Source organism: Francisella orientalis FNO12, assembly GCF_001042525.2.
Lineage (GTDB): Bacteria > Pseudomonadota > Gammaproteobacteria > Francisellales > Francisellaceae > Francisella > Francisella orientalis.
The window spans coordinates 1065365-1083248 of the sequence record NZ_CP011921.2 but is presented as its reverse complement, the minus strand read 5'-3'; the positions used below and the strand labels follow the sequence as shown (position 1 = coordinate 1083248).

The following is a 17884-nucleotide window of genomic DNA, read 5'->3' as shown; positions in this document are numbered from 1 at the left end:
TCTTGATGGTAATTTAAAACTTACCTTGTCAAATTTTTTGTCAGTCGATGCTTAAAATTTATCAAAAAGTTATAGCCAAAAAATATGTCAAATATATTTTTGTCTAGTTTTAAATCAATTATAAGGAAAGAATATGAGTGATAATGTATCTGTAAAAAAGATGTCGTTGTTTAGTGCTGTATTGATTGGTACTACTTGTATGGTCGGTTCAGGCTGGTTATTTAGTGCTCAGCTTACAGCTAAGAGTGCTGGTAACTAGGCTTTTTTAGCTTGGATTTTAGCAGCATTAATTGTTGTAATGATAGCGCTATGTCTTGGTAAAGTTGTATCTTTGTATCTAGTAAGAGGAGCTACAACTAGATCAAGCGCATATCCCATAATAGTATTTTTGCAATGCCATTTGCTTTCGCGAACTGGTTTGGTATTGTTGTAGTTATTTCATCTGAAGCATTGGCGACTACTCAATATCTATCTGGTGTTAAGTCTATGCAATGGTTAATGAGTGATGGCGTTTTGACTACAGCTTGAATGACTTTTGCACTAGCTGTACTATTTGTGTATCTGGTTATTAATTTTTATGGTGTCAAATTGTTAGCTAGAATCAATAATGCTATAACAGTATTCAAGATGGCAGTACCATTTATAATCGTTATTATATTTATAGCCTATGCACTTATGCATAGCTCTGATCATGTTAGTATGTTTTCCGAAGATACTCCAAACAACTCTCAGTTTGGATTTGGTTCAGCATTAACAACTATTGTTGCCGGTGGTTTGATCTATACTTTCAATGGATTTTAGACTGTTGTTGCTTATGCTAGTAAAGTAAAGAATCCTGGTAGAAATATTCCTTTATCAATTATTTTAGCATTAGTAATAGTTTTAGCTTTATATTTAGGTTTGCAATATGCATTTATGCAGGCAGTTCCTCATCAATACCTATTAGAAAAAGGTGGCTGGGCAGGATTAGATTTCGATTCACCATTATTACAATTAGCAACACTATTAGGGCCTGGTTATATATCGTTCTTACTTATAGTTGATAGTGTAGTTAGCCCCATCTGCTACAGGATATACATATTTAGGTGCTTCTTCGAGAATGCTATACGCAATGTCTTCAGAAGGACAAATGCCTAGATATTTTGCTAAGATTACTCCTGTAGTAAATATCTCTCGTAGATCTCTTCTCGCAAACTTTATTTTATCAGTTATATTTTTGTTTTTCTCAGATAACTGGACTGGTTTGATGTTGGTTGTGACAGGTTTTCATATTATAGGATATATGGCAGCGCCTGTGAGCATGGGAGCTTTAGCGCCACGCACTAGAATATTTGGTTTGGTTGTATTTGTAGTTTTGACATTATTGCTTAATACGGTAGAGATTCAGACTCAAATAAATATGAGTGCAATACTTGTAGTTTTAATGACTATATATGCAAGCCTTGAGTTTAGAAGAATTGATATTAAAAATCTTTTAATGCTTATATTGCTATTTATAATTTTTGTATGTTTAACTACACATATAACAAACTATTTTGCGGATGCTATTATTGGCGCAGTATTCTATTGGTTTGTGACTGATAAGCGTTATGTAGCATTTTGTAGATCTACAGCAAATGAGAAGAATATTATTGTCGATTAATGCTTTTTAGCTATAGTCATTAAACTTTTATCTATCTATAATACATCTCTAATATTATCAATTTATTTTGAATAATGAAAAATGCAAAATGGATTTTAGCAATACTGTGTTTAGGTTACTTTATAGATTTTTATGATTTGACTGTATTTAGCGTCTCTTATGTTGACCTACTAAAACAACAATTTGGAATTTTTGATTCTACTAAAATTCAACAAACTTATTATTTGATAAATAATATTCAAATGGTTGGTATCTTAGTCGGTGCAATCCTCTTTGGTATATTGGCTGATAAGTTTGGGCGTATTACGGTCATAAAATATAGTATTTTGCTTTATTCTTTGACTACTTTATTATGTATATTTGTAAATAATATTTACATTTTTATGCTACTAAGATTTTTAGCATACCTGGCTCTAGCAAGTGAGTTTGCTGTATCTAGTGTTTTGATAGTAGAATTTTTTCCGCCTAGATTAGCTGCTTGGGGAATGAGTCTTTTATATATTCTTGGAGTATTAGGAGGAGTGGTCGCTACACTTTTTGGAGTTTTCTCTTATAAAGTAATGTTTATTTTTGGTGGATTTGCTGGTTTGGGAATATACGCATTTCGAAGAGTGTTGGAAGAGTCACCGCATTTTATAGCATTGTATAAATCTGATAAATTTAAAAATGCGGGAAGTATTAGTTTTCTTATTAGAAATTATAATAAACCGCTGATTCTTAACTTTTTAATTACGCTACCTTATTTCTTTGTGATAACAGTAATGTTTGCATTAGTGAAATTCATCGCGAATGATATGGATTTTGCAAGTTTAGTTAAGCTATTTTTATTTGGATTTTTTGCAGGAAATATCATTAGTAGTATTCTTAGTGGAATATATAACCAATACTTTAAATCACCAAATTTATTCTTTGTAATAAATATAGTTATATTTCTGGTGAGTATCTTTGCGTATAAATATGTATCTAGTGATTTTATATTTTTCTATGGAATACTTATTGGGCTTATTGGTGGTGGTTATAATATTATGTGGGCACAATATGCAGCGACTGAATTTCCGACAGAAGGCCGTTCATTAGCTACTAATATGATATTTGCTTTAGGTAGAAGTAGTAGTATTTTCTTTGGGATTATTTTTGCTTATTGGATTACTAATGAAAGTACATTTATAATGAATGTAAATATCTTAGCTGTATTAGTAGCTATTATGGTCTTACTAATAATTATGTTTTATAAAAGAGAGAATATATTAAATAAATAGAGATTAGTATTTATGAGTAATAAGATTTTATTTGGGATTACTGGTAGTGTATCAGCTTTTAAAACTATAAATTTGATAAGACTTTTTATTAAAAGCGGTGTTGAATGTAGAGCTGTAATTACTAAAGGCGCACAGCAATTTATAAAACCCGAGCTTTTAGTAGCTTTATGCTGTAATGTCTATACTGATGAATCTTTGAATATGAGTGAATATAGTCAAAGTATGGCACATATCAATTTATCACGTTGGGCTGATAAAATATTTATAGTTCCGGCTTCAGCAAATACTATTGCAAAATTAGCTCATGGTCTAGCTAATGATTTATTAAGTCAAACAATATTAGCTAATGATGACAATTCTAAAGTATATATAGCTCCTGCTATGAATGTAAATATGTGGCAAAATAAATTAACTCAGATGAATATCACAAAGCTTCAAAGTATAGGGTTTAATTTGATTGCTCCAGATCAAGGCATTCAAGCTTGTGGAGATATCGGGAGTGGCAGATTACATGAGCCTGAAGTTTTGTTTGAGTTATTGAGTGTTGCTCAAGATTTCAAAGCTAAAAAAGCAGTGATAACAGTAGGAGCAACTGTAGAAGATATTGATGGAGTAAGATATTTATCAAATTATAGTTCTGGAAAAATGGGCTTTGCATTAGTAAAAGAGCTTGTTAATAGAGGAGCGAAAGTTACTGTTCTTAAAGCAAAAACTATAATAAGTTTTGATATTAAACATCCTAATTTAGAAATTATTGATACCAAAAGTGCTGATGCAATGAATCAAGCAATGCTCGAGAAAGCTAAAGATAGTGATATCTTTATTGGTTGTGCAGCAGTGGCTGATTATAAGATCAAAAATAAATTTACTAATAAAATTAAGAAAACTGATGAAAATTTCACTTTAGAATTTATTAAAAATCCTGATGTTTTAGCAAATTGTAAAAAATCATATCCAAGTATTTTTGCTATAGGATTTGCGGCTGAGTCTGAAAATATAGTTGAATATGCTCGATCTAAGCTTGTCAAAAAAAATCTAAATATGATAGTTGCTAATTCAACCGAAGTATTTGGAAATGATAATTCAAGTGTAACAATCTTATCTGAAAATAATTTAAAAGAGTATAATAATATATCAAAATCACAAGTTGCAAAATTGATATTAGACTATGCTAAAAGTATCTACTAAAAGAATTAAAACCGCACAAAGTTTCCTAAATGTAATTTCATTAGAAAATGATAGTATCCAATTAGACTTATTAGATATTGGGGCTACTGTATATTCTCTCAAAACTAGAGATAACAATGGTAAGTTTGAAAATATAGTCTTACAGTATGCTGAGATAGAAAACTATTTTAATAATCCATCATATTATGGAGCTAGTATCGGTAGGGTAGCTGGGAGGATCAAAAATGGTGAGTTTATTCTAAATAATAAAACGTATAGTGTTGGCAAAAATGAGAAATTTATTAATACTCTTCATGGAGGTTTTAATAATATCTCCCATCAGCGATTTGATTATACAATTAATCAAAATAAAGTTAAATTTAGTCGTATTCAAAAATCATCGGATGATGGTTTTCCAGCAGATCTACAGATTGATATAACTTATAAATTACAAGAAAATTCACTAATAATCTATTTTGAAGCTATAGCTAATGAAGATACATTACTAAATCTCACAAACCACAATTACTATAATTTATCTGGAGATTTTAAAGCTACTATAGAAAATCATAAACTACAAGTATCTGCAAAGAGAGTAGTAATAACTGATACAAACAGTATACCTAAGCGAATTATAAAAAATTCCTTATGAAATGGATTTTAGTCAAGAATCAGTTATTACAGATAAAATAGAAACTAATTTTGAATATTTTAGTGGTAGTGGGGATAGATCATTGTTATATTTTTGATGGAGCTATTAAATTGACAGATGAGATTAGTGGACGAAAGCTTGTAGTAACAAGTTCTTATCCAGCTATACATATATATACTACTAATTTTCCTAATGGTTTGAAGTTATCAAATGGTTTAAACTCACAGAAATTTCATGCAATCTATTTTGAGCCACAGTTTATACCAGCAATTGGTGAAAACTATGATAATTCAGATATCAAACTCAAGAAAGGACAGCAATATAAGCAATTCATTAAGCTTGAATTTTAGAAAAAATTAAAGTAATTGAATTATTTCCAATAATAAAGAGCACTATTACCAAGTTCACTTTCTATTTCTAATAAGCGATTATATTTAGCTATACGTTCACTACGACATGCTGAACCAGTTTTTAGATGTCCTCCATCCATAGCTACTGCAAAGTCAGCTAAAAAATCATCCTCTGTTTCTCCTGATCTATGTGATATAAAGTAACGCCAGCCATTATCTCGACACATTCTTACAGCCTCTATAGTTTCAGAAACAGTACCTATTTGATTAAGTTTAATTAATGCTGAATTTGCAGTTTTTTCTTTTATACCACGAGAAATATATTCGGTATTTGTAACAAATATATCATCACCAACAACTTCTATATGCTTACCAAGGTCAGCTGTAAAATCTCTAAAACCATCCCAATCAGCTTCTGATAAAGGATCTTCCCATAGGATAATTGGATATTTTTTAACCCATTCTTTAGCTAAAGATATTAGGTCTTGATTAGTTTTTTTACCAATTCCAGACCATTTTAGATCATATTTATCATCAATATTTGGTGAGAATGAACTAGCTGCTGAATCTATAGCTATTGATATGTCTTTACCTGGTGTATAACCTACTTTTTTAATAGCTTCGATAATTAGTTCAATAGCGGCTTCATTACTTTCGACATTTGGAGCAAATCCTCCTTCATCACCAACACTAGTTACTAGGTTACGTTCTTTAAGGATACTTTTTAATGTATGAAAAGTCTCTGCTACATAGCGTAAGCCTTCACTAAAGGATTTAGCGCCAATAGGCACAGCCATAAATTCTTGGAAATCAACATTATTATCTGAATGCTCGCCACCATTTAGGATATTCATACATGGTACAGGTATTCTTTTAGCTCCAGCACCACCAAGATATTGGTATAAAGGTATTTTATGGGATAGTGCTGCAGCTCTTGCAACAGCCATTGATACTCCTAGTATTGCATTAGCTCCAAGTTTTGATTTATTTTTTGTGCCATCTAACTCAATCATTATGCGATCTATTTGTGATTGTTTATGAGCATTTATTCCAATTAATGCAGGAGCTATAACTTTACTAACATTTGCAACCGCTTTTAATACACCTTTGCCACCATAACGTGATTTATCTCCATCACGTAACTCCACAGCTTCATTTTCACCTGTACTAGCTCCAGAAGGTACTGATGCTGTAGCTTGTGTACCATCTTCAAGTTCTATATAAACTCTAACAGTTGGGTTACCACGTGAATCTAAAATTTCCATTGCTTTAATAGCTTTTATTTTATCATTCATAACTATTCTCCTCGATTGCAACTAACTATACTAATGATCTCAAATATAAATGCTATAGACTATAGATAATTAATAATATGGATAACATTAGCTTAGCTTCTTATGCAATTCTAATGCCTCGTCTCGAGATTTCTTGAGATCTATTACAGGTTTTGGATAGTTATCACCTAACATAACTCCTGCTTCTTGTAATATTAATTCGCTTGTTTCCCATGGCTTTGCAATTAGTTTATTTGGTAGAAACTTAAGTTCAGGTACATACTTACGGATATATTCATAAGCTTCAAACTTCTCAGACTGTAGTACTGGGTTAAATATTCTAAAGTAGGGCGCAGCATCTAAACCACAACCTGCTACCCACTGCCAGTTAGTATTATTACTAGCAATATCTGCATCAAATAAAGTATCAAAAAACCATCTTTCTCCATATTTCCAGTGGATTAGACAGTTTTTTATAAGAAAGCTAGCAACTATCATACGAACACGATTATGCATATAACCAGTTTGCCAAAGCTCTCTCATACCAGCATCAACTATTGGAATACCTGTTTGTCCAGTTTGCCATTTCTTGAGAAGAGTAGGGTTGTTATCCCATTCAAAATTATCAAATTTTTGGTTGATGTTTTTATTATGTAATTCAGGATAATAATATATCTGATAATAAGAGAAATCACGCCAAACTAACTCTTTGATAAAGTGCTTTTCATTGTTACCGATATAGTCTAGATTCTGCACTGCATTAAAAATTTGGTTAGGTGATATCTCACCAAAATGTAAATATGGAGATAATTTAGAAGTTGAGTCTGTACTCATAAAGTCTCTAGCTGTTTTGTATTCTTTTACTTTATTATCTAGAAACTCTTCAAGGATTTGGTGTGATGCATCTTCACCAATTTGCCATTGATCTATTATGTTTTGCCAAGAAAGTTTTGGTTCTAGTAGTTTTAACGAGTCTAAGTCAGCAGCAGCCTCTAACTTTTTTAGCGAATTAAAACTTGGTTTGACAATATTTGAGCGATATTTTCTAATTTTGATAAGCTCCTTGTAGAAAGGGGTGTAGACCTTATAGTGTGTACCATCATCTTTTTTACATTGCGATGGTTCAATAAGTAGACTTCCATTAAAGCTACTTGCATTTATATTTTGTTCCTGCAAAAATTGTTTAATCTGCGTATCTCTATTTATGCTGTATTTGTCATAACATCTATTCCAATAAAAATCTGTGATGTTATTTTCTTTGATAAGTTTTTTTATGATTTCTAGTGGATTACCACTAAAAAAATTGAGTTTATTATCTAGAGATTTATTTAAACTATTTAGAGAGTGGGACAACCAAAGCTTGCTAGCTCCACCAATCTCTTGATTCTCGTCTAGTATAAATATCGTGATTGTTTCATCTGTTTGACTAGCCTGATGTAGAGCAGGATTATCCGCAAGGCGTAAATCTTGACGAAACCAATGTATAGCTATTTTTTTAGACATATTTCCTCATCTATAATATTGTATAACATATCGACATGCTCATTACTATTGTTTAAACACGGAATCAGATTAAACTCTTTACCGCCTTTTTCAATAAAGTTTTCTTTTTCAGAAATTGCTAGTTCTTCTAATGTTTCTAGGCAATCGGCACTGAAGCCTGGCGCTATAACTACAACTTTTTTATTTTGTTTGGCAAATTCTTCTAATTTGACTGTTGTATATGGTTCTAACCATTTTTTAGGACCAAAACGAGATTGAAATGATAATACAAAACCTATATTAGGATATTCATTCTGTAGGCTCTCTTTGACTAAACGATAAGTTTTGTGGCAATGACAATAGTAAGGATCACCTTTATCAAAATATTCTTGTGGTAAACCATGAAATGAAAATAATATCATATCTGGAGTATAGTTTAAATTTTGTAAATGATTTTTTATTTGCTGGCTTATAGTTTGAATATGAAACTTATTATCATAATAAGGGTTTATTCCTTTGATAGTAGGTTGCCATCTCAGCTTTGATAAGACTCTGTATATTTCATCATAAACAGTAGCTGTAGTAGTCGCTGAGTATTGTGGATATAATGGGAGGATTATTATTTCAGTAGCTCCTCGCTCTTGTAAGCTTTTAATCTTACTTTCGATGCTTGGATTACCATAGCGCATCGCACAATCTACTATGTAATTATCGAGTTTTTGATCTAGTTTTTTTGCTAGATTTTCAGTGTATAGGAGCAAAGGCGATTTATTGTACTTTTTATCCCAAACTGCTTCATAAGAGTGAACATTCTTTTTTGAACGAATTGGTAGAATAATTAAATTTAAGATTAGCTTCCATAATAAAGGATTAGCTTCTATGACTCTACGATCAGATAAAAATTCTCTAAGATATTTTCTAATAGATTTTACATCATAGTTATCTGGAGTGCCTAGATTAACTAATAAAATAGCTTTTTTATTATATTTAGTACAGTACTGTTGCATATCTTTCGTGTAGACATTTACTCTAAAGATAATTGTAGCAAAATATCTATAGTCTAAAGTTAAATTTTTTTCATATAAGTAACTAAAAAAGGTTATAATTAATTTTGGGTTAAAGGCCTTTTAAAGGAGATATAAAAGATGAAAAAATAACTCTAATTACTGTGGGTTTATTAAGTGTGGCGATGAGTTATGCTTATATGCGACCAGCTAATCCATACAGAATGTATTATGGGCCGGAAGTAAAAGAGGAGAGAGTACAAGGTGCTGCTTATGCGCTACCAGATAGACAGTTTATTAATTCAAGATATGGTGAGTATATCGACAATAGACAAGTAGAGTTTAGTCCTGGTGATGATGCAAATAGACTATTTTGGTCTTATAGTCAGCCATAATAACGAGGAGATATTTTCTAAGTTTAAATTCAAAGTATTTTGTATGATTAGAGTATAAGATATAAATAATTATCAAATTTTATATAACCCATTTTTTTGAAAAAAATCTAGAAATATGAATACTAAAAAAGCTCGAAAATTAATTAAAAAAAGAAAAAGACTAGAGAATTCTAAATTTTTAGGTTTTGTAGCACATAGAGTTACAAACAAAAGTCTATGGGTTGCTAATTACAATACTGTTGCAAGAGGTGTTTTTATAGGATTTTTTTGGATGATGATTCCATTACATTTGCAAATGACTCCTGTAGTTATTTCAGCTATAACTCTGAGAGCTAATATACCAATAGCAATTTTGACGGTATGGATTAGTAATCCTTTAACATGGGTGCCAATGTATTTGGGTAATTATATATTTGGATGTTTTTTGCTTGGAGAACAGGTTGATATCTCTAACCGGGAAACATTTGGTTCTTATATGCTAAATCATTTACATGAATTTTGGAAACCACTGTTTTTAGGTAGTTTTGTTGCGGGTCTTTTAGTAGCGAGTGCTGGATATTTAGCAGTTTATGTATTGAGGGTTATTAATCATTTCTGGTTAAGAAAAATTAGATCAAAATAAAGATTGTTGAAATAAGGTCAATTAGTAGATATCAAATAAGTAATTTAATCTAGCTGTTAATTAGTATATTTAGTATTATTTTACAATATATAAAGTTTTGAATTATTTTTTATAAAATGCAACAATGGCACCAGTTAGAGTTTACACTAAAATCTAAATATTTTGACATAGTCGAGAATTACCTCTTTGATAGTGAAGCAGGTTCTGTAACAAGAATAGATAAATCCGATGATATCGTCAGTATTACAGTCTTATATGAGAACCATCATGATATAGATAGTATTATTGCTAACATTCAAAAAAAGTTTGAAAACATAATTGAAAGTGAAATAAATTACGAAATAATTAAAGATCAGCAGTGGGAAGCTGCTTGGTTATATGATTATGAACCTATAGAGATTGGTAAGAATATAGTTGTCTATCCAAATTGGCGACAGCCACCTCAAGATAATGAACATACTTATATAATAGTTGATCCAAGTATGGCTTTTGGCTGTGGTAATCATGGGACAACAAAAATGTGTCTAGAATGGTTAGAGCAGCATGTTAGTAAAGATTCAACAGTTCTGGACTATGGTTGTGGTACTGGAGTGCTAGCAATTGGAGCTATTAAGTTAGGTGCAAAGTATGCTGAAGGTATAGATATGGATCCAAACTCAATAGAGTCATCTATCAAAAATGCTCAAGAAAATAGCGTAGCTGATAAAACCCATTTTAGTAATAATGCTCCTACACAGCAATTTGATTTGGTAGTAGCTAATATTTTCTCAAATGTATTAACTAGTCTAGTTAAAAATATTACAGGTAGTCTAAAGCCTGGTGGAAGATTAGCACTGTCTGGAATCATAGAAAATCAAGTTGATGAAGTTCAACATGAGTTTAAAAAATACGGTATAAAATTTGATAAACCCAAACAAATGGGGCAATGGTTTCTATTAGATGGTGTGAAAGATGAGCTTTAAAATAGCAGATATAGAAATTGAAAATAATGTTGTACTTGCACCAATGACAGGATTTTGTGATAGTGCATTTCGTACTATATGCAAAGAGCATGGGGCAGGACTAATATATACTGAGATGGTTAGTAACAAAGCCGTAGTTGAGCGTAATTGGGAAACTATGGAAATGCTCTATATGGAAAATAGTGAAAAACCATTAGGTATACAGATATTTGGTACAGATATTGATAGTTTTGTTGGTGCTACAAAATATATCGCAGAGAATACTGAATGTGATTTTTTAGATATAAATATGGGTTGTCCTATGCCAAAAGTTGCTAAAAAATTGCAAGCTGGAGCGGCACTTCTAAAAGATGTTGATAGAATCCATGAGATATTAACAGCTGTAGTAAAGGCAGTATATAAACCAGTAACTGTAAAGATGCGTATTGGTTGGGATGATGAAAATATCAATGCTATAGAGGTTGCTAAAGCATGTGAAGATGCTGGTGTAAGTGCTATTACGATACACGGACGTACGCGTGAGCAGATGTATACCGGTAAAGCAAATTGGGATATTATCCGTGATGTCAGAAAAGCTGTAGATACAGTTGTGATTGGTAATGGAGATGTGTTCTGTCCTCATAGCGCTAAGGCTATGATAGAGCATACAGGTGTAGATGCTGTAATGGTGGGGCGCGCATCTCGTGGTAATCCTTGGATTTTTAGGAAAATTGCCAAGTATCTAAATACAGGTGAGCTAATATCACCACCAACACCAGTTGAGCGTGTTGAGGTATTAGGAGAGCATCTAAGAAGACTTATTAAGTTAAAAACTGCCAAAGTAGCTGTAAAAGAAATCCGTACTCATGCTAGTTTTTATCTTGCTCATTTATCAGGCTCAAAAGAGTTTATAATGAAGTTGAATCAGTTAGAGGAAGAAGGGGAGATTTTTAGAGTTCTAGAAGAATATAAAAGGTTATTATATAAGTTTTAAAAATTCTTTTTTAATTTCTTATGTTGTAAAATTGTTCCTAGTTAATTTTCACTCTAGTTGATTTAATGGAAGAAAAAAACCTAATAGAAAAATTCATCAAGCTTAAAGAAGAAATAAAATACTTAGAATAGGGTATACAAGATAAGCATATTAGTCTTGATGATGAATATGAAAGGATAACCTACGTATTTCAAAACAAATCTAGAAAAATAGATAACCCAGAGGAAAGAGTCCAAGCAGATACTTTTTTAAAATTAGTATATGACTATGATTATAGTCTAGAGTATATAAATCAATTTGAGAATATAACAGATGGATCTACTAAAAAAGAAGTAGATATTGTTGTCTATGATGATAAAGCACATGAAAAGCCAAAGCTAATTGTAGAGTGTAAAAAAACAAGAAGTTTTAGAGTCAGAATATCGTCAAGCGGTTAATCAAGCCTTTAGTTATGCGAGATTTATTTCTAGAACTATTAAATATATTTGGGTGATATCAGGTATCTTAAATGAGTATTTTAGGTTTGATAAGGATAAAAATATAAAGGAAACATTGCCAGATATCCCTAAGTTTGGTGAAGACAGGGTACCACCATTTAAGTATGCAAAAGGCGGGGTTTGTAAAGAAGCTAAGTATAAAGCTTATAACAACAAAAAGTTTAAAGATATCCAAACTGTGGCAGAGTGAGCTAACTAGAATTTTAAACAAGTGCGTGATGCACTTTGGGCAGGTGGGCAGCTAAATCCTTCAGAAGCTTTTGATGAGTTAGATAAACTAATATTTTGTAAAATTTGGGATGAAAGATATAACCTTGAAGGTAATAATAAAAAAGCTCGTAAGAATGGTGAAGTATATCATTTTCAAGTAATACAAGAAGAGCTAACTAAAGAAGATAAAGAGAAAAATATGGATGAAGATTATCGTACTAACAAAGCTTTAGCTGAGCGAGTAAGATATATTTATAATCGTGGTAAAGAGTTCGATAAAGAAGTTTTTAAAGATGATATTAGGCTATCAGATTCTAGAATTCGGACGATTGTAAATTACTTGCAAAGTATAAATCTTAATAAGACAGATTTGGATAGTAAAGGTCGAGCTTTTGAAACTTTTATGGGAAGTTTCTTTAGGGGTGATTTTGGACAATATTTTACGCCACGACCTATAGTTAAGTTTGTTGTAGATACTTTAAATATCAAAATACTGATAGAGTATTAGATACATCTTGTGGTAGCGGTGGATTTTTGTTGCATGCTTTGGATAAAGTTAGAGCTCAAGCAGATCAAGAGTATCCTGATTTTGAAACTGATATAGATGATGCAAAGTACCATCATAGCTATTGGCATGATTTTGCATAGAAGACTATTTGGTATAGAGATAAACGAGCAAATAGCTAGAACTGCTAAGATGAATATGATTATTCATGATGATGGTCATACAAATGTAATAGCTAGTGATGGATTAGTTGGCTTTGATGAGATGCAAAAAACAAATAAAGAATTCAAAGCGAACTCTATGGATTTTATTATTACAAACTCACCGTTTAGGAGTAAGGTCAAAAAATCTGAAAAAAACTATCTAAAAACTTTTGACTTTGGTAGTACAGAAATAGACTGGCTTGATCTAAAAACTAAAAAAAGCAAAGAAAAGGATTCACAAAGTACAGAGGTTCTATTTATAGAGTAGTGTTATAAGTTTTTAAAAGAAAATGGCTTTCTTGCGATAGTTATACCTGATGGGATACTCACAAATAGCTCATTACAATATGTAAGAGATCAAATAGAAGATTGGTTTAGGCTAGTGGCTGTAGTGTCTATGCCTCAGACAGCATTTGCTGCAAATGGTGCAGGTGTCAAAAGTTCGGTGCTTTTCTTGAGAAAGTGGCCAGCTATAAAAAGCCAAGCTTATAGGCAATTAAAAGTAGATTTGTAGGATAATATAAAAAGTTTACAAAACTATGAAAATACTTGTAAAGTGATAGAAGCCGAGAAAAAAGCAATAATCAAAAATCATACTGGATTTATAAATACTACAGCAGAGACAGATAAAAAAGCTATAGAGAAGACTCAAGAATTTAAAGACTGGAAAACATAAATCTCAGCAGAATATAACCAGAAGTTAGCAGATTTCAAAGAAAAGCTAACAGATCTATATCAGAAGCAAAGAAAAGAGCAAATAAAAGCTCAAAATCTTGATTATCCTATATTTATGGCAATAGCTGAAAATATTGGCTACGATGCAACAGGTAAAGAAACTGGTAATAACGAGCTAGATGAAATACAGAAGCATCTAACAAAATTTATCAAGGATATTGAAGATGGCAGAATATAAATTTGATAGCTCTGTGGATAATAATAAAATTTTTTTGGTGGATTATTCTAATATTGACGGGAGAGTCGATCCTTTTTTTATATTCCTGATATAGCTAAGATAGATGATAGACTTAAACAGCTTGGAGCAAAGCCTTTAAGATATTATACAAAGATTGTATCTGGCTGAGTTACGCCAAAAACTACAGAATCTATCTCCTTCAGGAAATTTATCGTTGGATGATGTTAAATATATTAATCAAGAAACTCACCAAGGTTTATTAAAAAGAAGTCAAGTAGCCGAAGGAGATTTATTAATTAAAATAACAGGTGTTGGTAGAATGGCTGTTGCTTCTATCGCTCCAGAAGGTTTTGTAGGAAATATAAATCAACATATAGTTGTAATAAAAACAAGCGATAAAAAACTCAGTGAAGGTATAGCTGCATACTTAAATACAGACATAGGTGAAAAGTTAGCAAGTAAGAGAGCTACGGGAGGAACTAGGCCAGCTTTAGATTATAAAGCTTTATTATCAATACCTATTTTACTTGATTCTAAAATTTTAGCTTTATCAAAAAAAGCCTATCAACAAAAGCAGCAAAAAGAACAATGAATGAAAAAGAATATAGAATAATGCTCTTAGAGTTTTATAAAGAAAATTCTAAATTTATGGAAAAACTCATACCTAGTACATCACTCGTTGCTATAGGTGCATTTATAAGTAAGGTTGATATAACAGTCAGCCTAAGTTGCTATATGAAGATGTTTTTTCTATTTTTTATATTTTGTTTTGCATTAACAATAGTACTATCAGTTTATACGATTGTTAAAACACAGAAAATAATTAGAGAAACTTATGAAGATCTAAAAAATGAGAAATTTCAAATCGTTGAGATATTAGAAGATGGCTATAGATGGCTTTTTATTATTTCTCTGTGCATTAGTTTTATTTTTATATCAACAATCGTTATAGGAGGATAATTTTATGTCAAATGATACATCTAAAAAATTAGTAAAAGGGATGGATTTTACAGATTCAGCACCGATGTCTTGTATAAAAGTACCAAATCGCAATAAACCTTTGTAAGAGGGAGCCTCATCATCGAATGTTAAACCTTCTCAAACAACGAACGAGAATCAAAATGGAAAAAAATAATGCAGTAAAATTCACAATGAACCCAAAAGAAGGAACTTTTGCAGCACCGCCTTAAAACATACATCTAAAATTGAAAGCTGAAGGGGCATCACCTAACAAAGTAAAACCAATAACAGACAAAAAGAAGACAAAGGATAAAAATAAGTAAACTATTTCTTCACATTCCTATCCAAAACTCTTTTACCCAAAAATATCGACATTACAATTATAAAAATACGAATAGATTGTTGTAGTGTGAAAGTTTCTCTAAATAATATATAGCTAAAGATAAGTGCTAATGATATTCCAAAAGCTGTATTAGATGGAATTAGAAGGAGTGGTTTACGTATAGCTAATTTAAGTGATGATAAAACAAGAAAAATAAAGCTAATAAAGCATAAAAATACAGAAATAATAGGTTTTAATATTAGACTTAATAGATATCTTGAATATGATGATAATATGGAAGGTTTTGAAAAAAAAAAGATGAAACAAGAGCTTTTAGATTATTATGAATTAAGTGAAAAATAGTAATTTATAGATATCAAAACAATTCCATCTGCTTATCATCAACCTCCCCAAGTCGTACACCTATACCAATTAGTCTAATCGGGTGATTTTGTTTTTGATGTAACTCAATTATTAGATTTTTTATAACTTCTTTATCTAGTGTTTTTGCTACTCTAGCCAGGCTAGTTTTATTAAATTTTGTATCTGTAAATTTGACAATAATACCTATTATAGAATTATAATGACTCTTCAGTCATGCGACTGGTCAACTTGTTATATAAGTTAGGTAGTTTTTCTAGGCAAAGCTCGAGAGTCTTTAGATCTTCTAAGTATGTATTTTCTACACTTACAGATTTACGGATACTTACTGGGTTAACTTCGCGGTTATCAATACCTCTGGCATAGTTATATAAACTACTTCCAAATTTACCAAACTTATCTAGAAGAGTAGTTAGACTTAGTTGCTGCAAATCTAAGCAAGTCTCGACATTCATACTTTTTAGTTTTTCTTGTGAGACTCTACCAACACAAAAAAATTTCTTAATTGGTAGATCTTTAACAAAATCATTAACTTGCTCAGGAGTGATTACATATAATCCATTAGGTTTATTTATATCACTAACTATTTTTGCAAGTAGTTTATTTGGAGCTACTCCAGCTGATCCTGTGAGCCTAGTTTTGTTAAAAATTTCTTGTTTAATAGCTTGAGCAATTAGTGTTGCACTATTTTTATATGCTGCAACATCTGTAACATCCAGATACGCCTCATCAAGAGATAGAGGCTCAACCTTATCTGTGAAAGTCTTAAATACCTCTCTTATAATGGATGATTTAGCTTTATATTTTGCAAAGTCAGTATTTAGAAGTATAAGATTAGGACACTTTTGCATAGCAATTGCAGTAGGCGTAGCCGAGTGTACTCCATATTCTCTAGCTATATAGTTACAAGTAGATATTACCCCTCGCTTGGGGTTGGTACCACCTACAACAAATGGTTTATCTTTAAGGCTTGGGTTTGCTTTTTCCTCAACTTGAGCAAAGAAATAATCCATATCAATATGTATGATTTTTCTTGTTTTACTCATAAAAATATTTGCTGTATAAGTTTTTGGTTGAGAACTATTAGCTATTATACATTCTAATAGTTTATGGTTTTTAATTTAGTAGGATATATATGAAAAAGATAATTATACTTATAGTAAGTTTTATGGCCTTTAATTTATGTTTTGCGAGTAATCCAGAGCTATATTTATTTTTAGGAGGAGATTCAGCAAAAGATCATATCAAAGAAATTGATAATCCACCGGTAAAAGGTGCTCAGATAGTTTATTCTTGGAAAAGATTGGAGCCGCTAGAAGATAGCTATGATTTTTCAGCTATTGAAGAAGATTATCAATTATTAAAAAAGTACCATAAAAAGCTCTTTGTACAGCTACAAGATAAATCGTTTGAAATCAAACATACTCCAGTTCCAAAATACTTACAATCTGACGTCTATGATAATGGAGTGCTCAGACAAACTGATTTCGCAGGAGAGGGACAGCCTTTAGGAGCTGGTTGGGTTACTAAACAATAGAATCCTAAGCTAAACAAAAGATTTCATAAGTTAATAGATCAGCTAGCTAAACAGTATGATGGTAAAGTAGCCGGTATAAACTTACCTAAAACATTTATTGATATAGATGAGAAGTTTTAAACGGATAAGTTTTGTTAGACTTATATAGATTCAATAGTTAGTAATATGCTTTATCTTAAAAAATAGTTTAAGCAAAGCAAGGTAGTGCAATATATCAATTTTTTACCTTGTGAATGGAATAATGATCATGGTTTTACGCAAGAGATATTTGCTATAGCAATCAAAAATAATATCGGCATAGGCAATCCTGACACAGTACCATATCGAAAAAGTCAGATGAAAAATAGTTATCAATTTTTACATAAATATAAGGCAGATATAAATACTATTACTATTGCAGTTCAGGAGCCTGATTATACATATACAAATCCAAAAACATCAAAGAAATTTACACAGGCAGAATTATATGATTTTGATAAGAATTATATCGGAGCTAATATTATATTTTGGAATATTCAACAGCCGCAGTTTGATAGCGTTTTAAAATTCTTTGCAAATAACTAGCTATTTATAA

The 17884-nt window shown here is 31.1% G+C and carries 19 protein-coding genes and 3 pseudogenes; 18 read left to right on the top strand and 4 right to left on the bottom strand.

Translation table 11 applies throughout. From position 1 onward, the window contains the following. Nucleotides 1-133 precede the first annotated feature (133 nt). The 5 genes and pseudogenes from FNO12_RS05585 (at nucleotide 134) to FNO12_RS10695 (ending at nucleotide 5070) form a co-directional block, all read left to right on the top strand. Nucleotides 134-1642, top strand: a pseudogene (locus tag FNO12_RS05585) (APC family permease). Between the two features lie 74 nt (nucleotides 1643-1716). After that, nucleotides 1717-2901, top strand: a complete 1185-nt coding sequence (locus FNO12_RS05580; RefSeq protein WP_014715612.1) for an MFS transporter — start codon at nucleotides 1717-1719, stop codon at nucleotides 2899-2901. Nucleotides 2902-2913: 12 nt separating this feature from the next. After that, nucleotides 2914-4089, top strand: coding sequence for a bifunctional phosphopantothenoylcysteine decarboxylase/phosphopantothenate--cysteine ligase CoaBC (coaBC, locus tag FNO12_RS05575; RefSeq protein WP_014715613.1), 1176 nt, complete (start codon nucleotides 2914-2916; stop codon nucleotides 4087-4089). Then, nucleotides 4070-4720 carry an aldose epimerase family protein gene (locus FNO12_RS05570; RefSeq protein ID WP_241692556.1) on the top strand — a complete coding sequence of 217 codons (651 nt, stop codon included), beginning with the start codon at nucleotides 4070-4072 and terminating at the stop codon, nucleotides 4718-4720. Before coaBC ends, FNO12_RS05570 begins: the two co-directional genes overlap by 20 nt. A 50-nt stretch (nucleotides 4721-4770) precedes the next feature. Next, complete coding sequence (locus tag FNO12_RS10695) at nucleotides 4771-5070, top strand: aldose epimerase family protein (protein ID WP_241692557.1); 300 nt, start codon at nucleotides 4771-4773, stop codon at nucleotides 5068-5070. A 20-nt stretch (nucleotides 5071-5090) separates the two neighbouring features. On the opposite strand, the gene eno is transcribed toward FNO12_RS10695, so the two are convergent. The 3 genes from eno to hemH all read right to left on the bottom strand — a co-directional run bounded on the left by eno (nucleotide 5091) and on the right by hemH (nucleotide 8833). Further along, nucleotides 5091-6365 carry a phosphopyruvate hydratase gene (gene eno / locus FNO12_RS05565; RefSeq protein ID WP_030005646.1) on the bottom strand — a complete coding sequence of 425 codons (1275 nt, stop codon included), beginning with the start codon at nucleotides 6363-6365 and terminating at the stop codon, nucleotides 5091-5093. An 87-nt stretch (nucleotides 6366-6452) separates the two neighbouring features. Further along, nucleotides 6453-7847, bottom strand: coding sequence for a cryptochrome/photolyase family protein (locus FNO12_RS05560; protein WP_014715614.1), 1395 nt, complete (start codon nucleotides 7845-7847; stop codon nucleotides 6453-6455). Beyond that, nucleotides 7832-8833, bottom strand: coding sequence for a ferrochelatase (hemH, locus tag FNO12_RS05555; protein ID WP_014715615.1), 1002 nt, complete (start codon nucleotides 8831-8833; stop codon nucleotides 7832-7834). Before hemH ends, FNO12_RS05560 begins: the two co-directional genes overlap by 16 nt. A 182-nt stretch (nucleotides 8834-9015) precedes the next feature. Here hemH and FNO12_RS05550 point away from each other — a divergent pair, with 182 nt between their 5' ends. The 11 genes and pseudogenes from FNO12_RS05550 (at nucleotide 9016) to FNO12_RS05520 (ending at nucleotide 15070) form a co-directional block, all read left to right on the top strand. Then, a complete protein-coding gene (locus FNO12_RS05550; protein ID WP_048349231.1) occupies nucleotides 9016-9225 on the top strand; it encodes a hypothetical protein in 210 nt (69 codons plus the stop codon). 115 nt (nucleotides 9226-9340) lie between these two features. Continuing rightward, a complete protein-coding gene (locus FNO12_RS05545; RefSeq protein WP_014715617.1) occupies nucleotides 9341-9847 on the top strand; it encodes a DUF2062 domain-containing protein in 507 nt (168 codons plus the stop codon). Between the two features lie 116 nt (nucleotides 9848-9963). Then, nucleotides 9964-10809, top strand: a complete 846-nt coding sequence (gene prmA / locus FNO12_RS05540; protein ID WP_014715618.1) for a 50S ribosomal protein L11 methyltransferase — start codon at nucleotides 9964-9966, stop codon at nucleotides 10807-10809. Next, a complete protein-coding gene (gene dusB, locus FNO12_RS05535; protein ID WP_014715619.1) occupies nucleotides 10799-11782 on the top strand; it encodes a tRNA dihydrouridine synthase DusB in 984 nt (327 codons plus the stop codon). The genes prmA and dusB overlap by 11 nt, the downstream gene beginning before the upstream one ends. Before the next feature lie 134 nt (nucleotides 11783-11916). Continuing rightward, the gene (locus FNO12_RS09835) at nucleotides 11917-12219 is read left to right on the top strand and encodes a type I restriction enzyme HsdR N-terminal domain-containing protein (protein WP_196762100.1); all 303 of its coding nucleotides are present in this window, start codon (nucleotides 11917-11919) and stop codon (nucleotides 12217-12219) included. 52 nt (nucleotides 12220-12271) lie between these two features. After that, complete coding sequence (locus FNO12_RS09830; protein ID WP_030005644.1) at nucleotides 12272-12469, top strand: hypothetical protein; 198 nt, start codon at nucleotides 12272-12274, stop codon at nucleotides 12467-12469. A gap of 21 nt (nucleotides 12470-12490) precedes the next feature. Then, nucleotides 12491-12997: a type I restriction-modification system subunit M gene (locus FNO12_RS09825; RefSeq protein ID WP_030005643.1), complete on the top strand. Its 507-nt coding sequence runs from the start codon at nucleotides 12491-12493 to the stop codon at nucleotides 12995-12997. A gap of 96 nt (nucleotides 12998-13093) precedes the next feature. After that, nucleotides 13094-13711 (top strand): annotated as a pseudogene (locus FNO12_RS10690) (HsdM family class I SAM-dependent methyltransferase). Nucleotides 13712-13987: 276 nt separating this feature from the next. Continuing rightward, nucleotides 13988-14110: a hypothetical protein gene (locus tag FNO12_RS10685; RefSeq protein ID WP_014715621.1), complete on the top strand. Its 123-nt coding sequence runs from the start codon at nucleotides 13988-13990 to the stop codon at nucleotides 14108-14110. Between the two features lie 214 nt (nucleotides 14111-14324). After that, nucleotides 14325-14702, top strand: a complete 378-nt coding sequence (locus tag FNO12_RS05525; RefSeq protein WP_030005637.1) for a restriction endonuclease subunit S domain-containing protein — start codon at nucleotides 14325-14327, stop codon at nucleotides 14700-14702. After that, nucleotides 14699-15070, top strand: a complete 372-nt coding sequence (locus FNO12_RS05520; RefSeq protein ID WP_030005636.1) for a hypothetical protein — start codon at nucleotides 14699-14701, stop codon at nucleotides 15068-15070. Before FNO12_RS05525 ends, FNO12_RS05520 begins: the two co-directional genes overlap by 4 nt. 698 nt (nucleotides 15071-15768) lie before the next feature. On the opposite strand, the pseudogene dinB reads toward FNO12_RS05520, so the two are convergent. Further along, nucleotides 15769-16819: pseudogene (gene dinB, locus FNO12_RS05515) on the bottom strand (DNA polymerase IV). Nucleotides 16820-16908: 89 nt separating this feature from the next. Here dinB and FNO12_RS05510 point away from each other — a divergent pair. After that, nucleotides 16909-17310: a hypothetical protein gene (locus FNO12_RS05510; RefSeq protein WP_014715624.1), complete on the top strand. Its 402-nt coding sequence runs from the start codon at nucleotides 16909-16911 to the stop codon at nucleotides 17308-17310. A 204-nt stretch (nucleotides 17311-17514) separates the two neighbouring features. Next, nucleotides 17515-17874 (top strand): hypothetical protein, encoded by a 360-nt coding sequence (locus FNO12_RS05505; protein ID WP_014715625.1) that lies wholly within the window; start codon nucleotides 17515-17517, stop codon nucleotides 17872-17874. The last annotated feature ends 10 nt before the right edge of the window (nucleotides 17875-17884 follow it).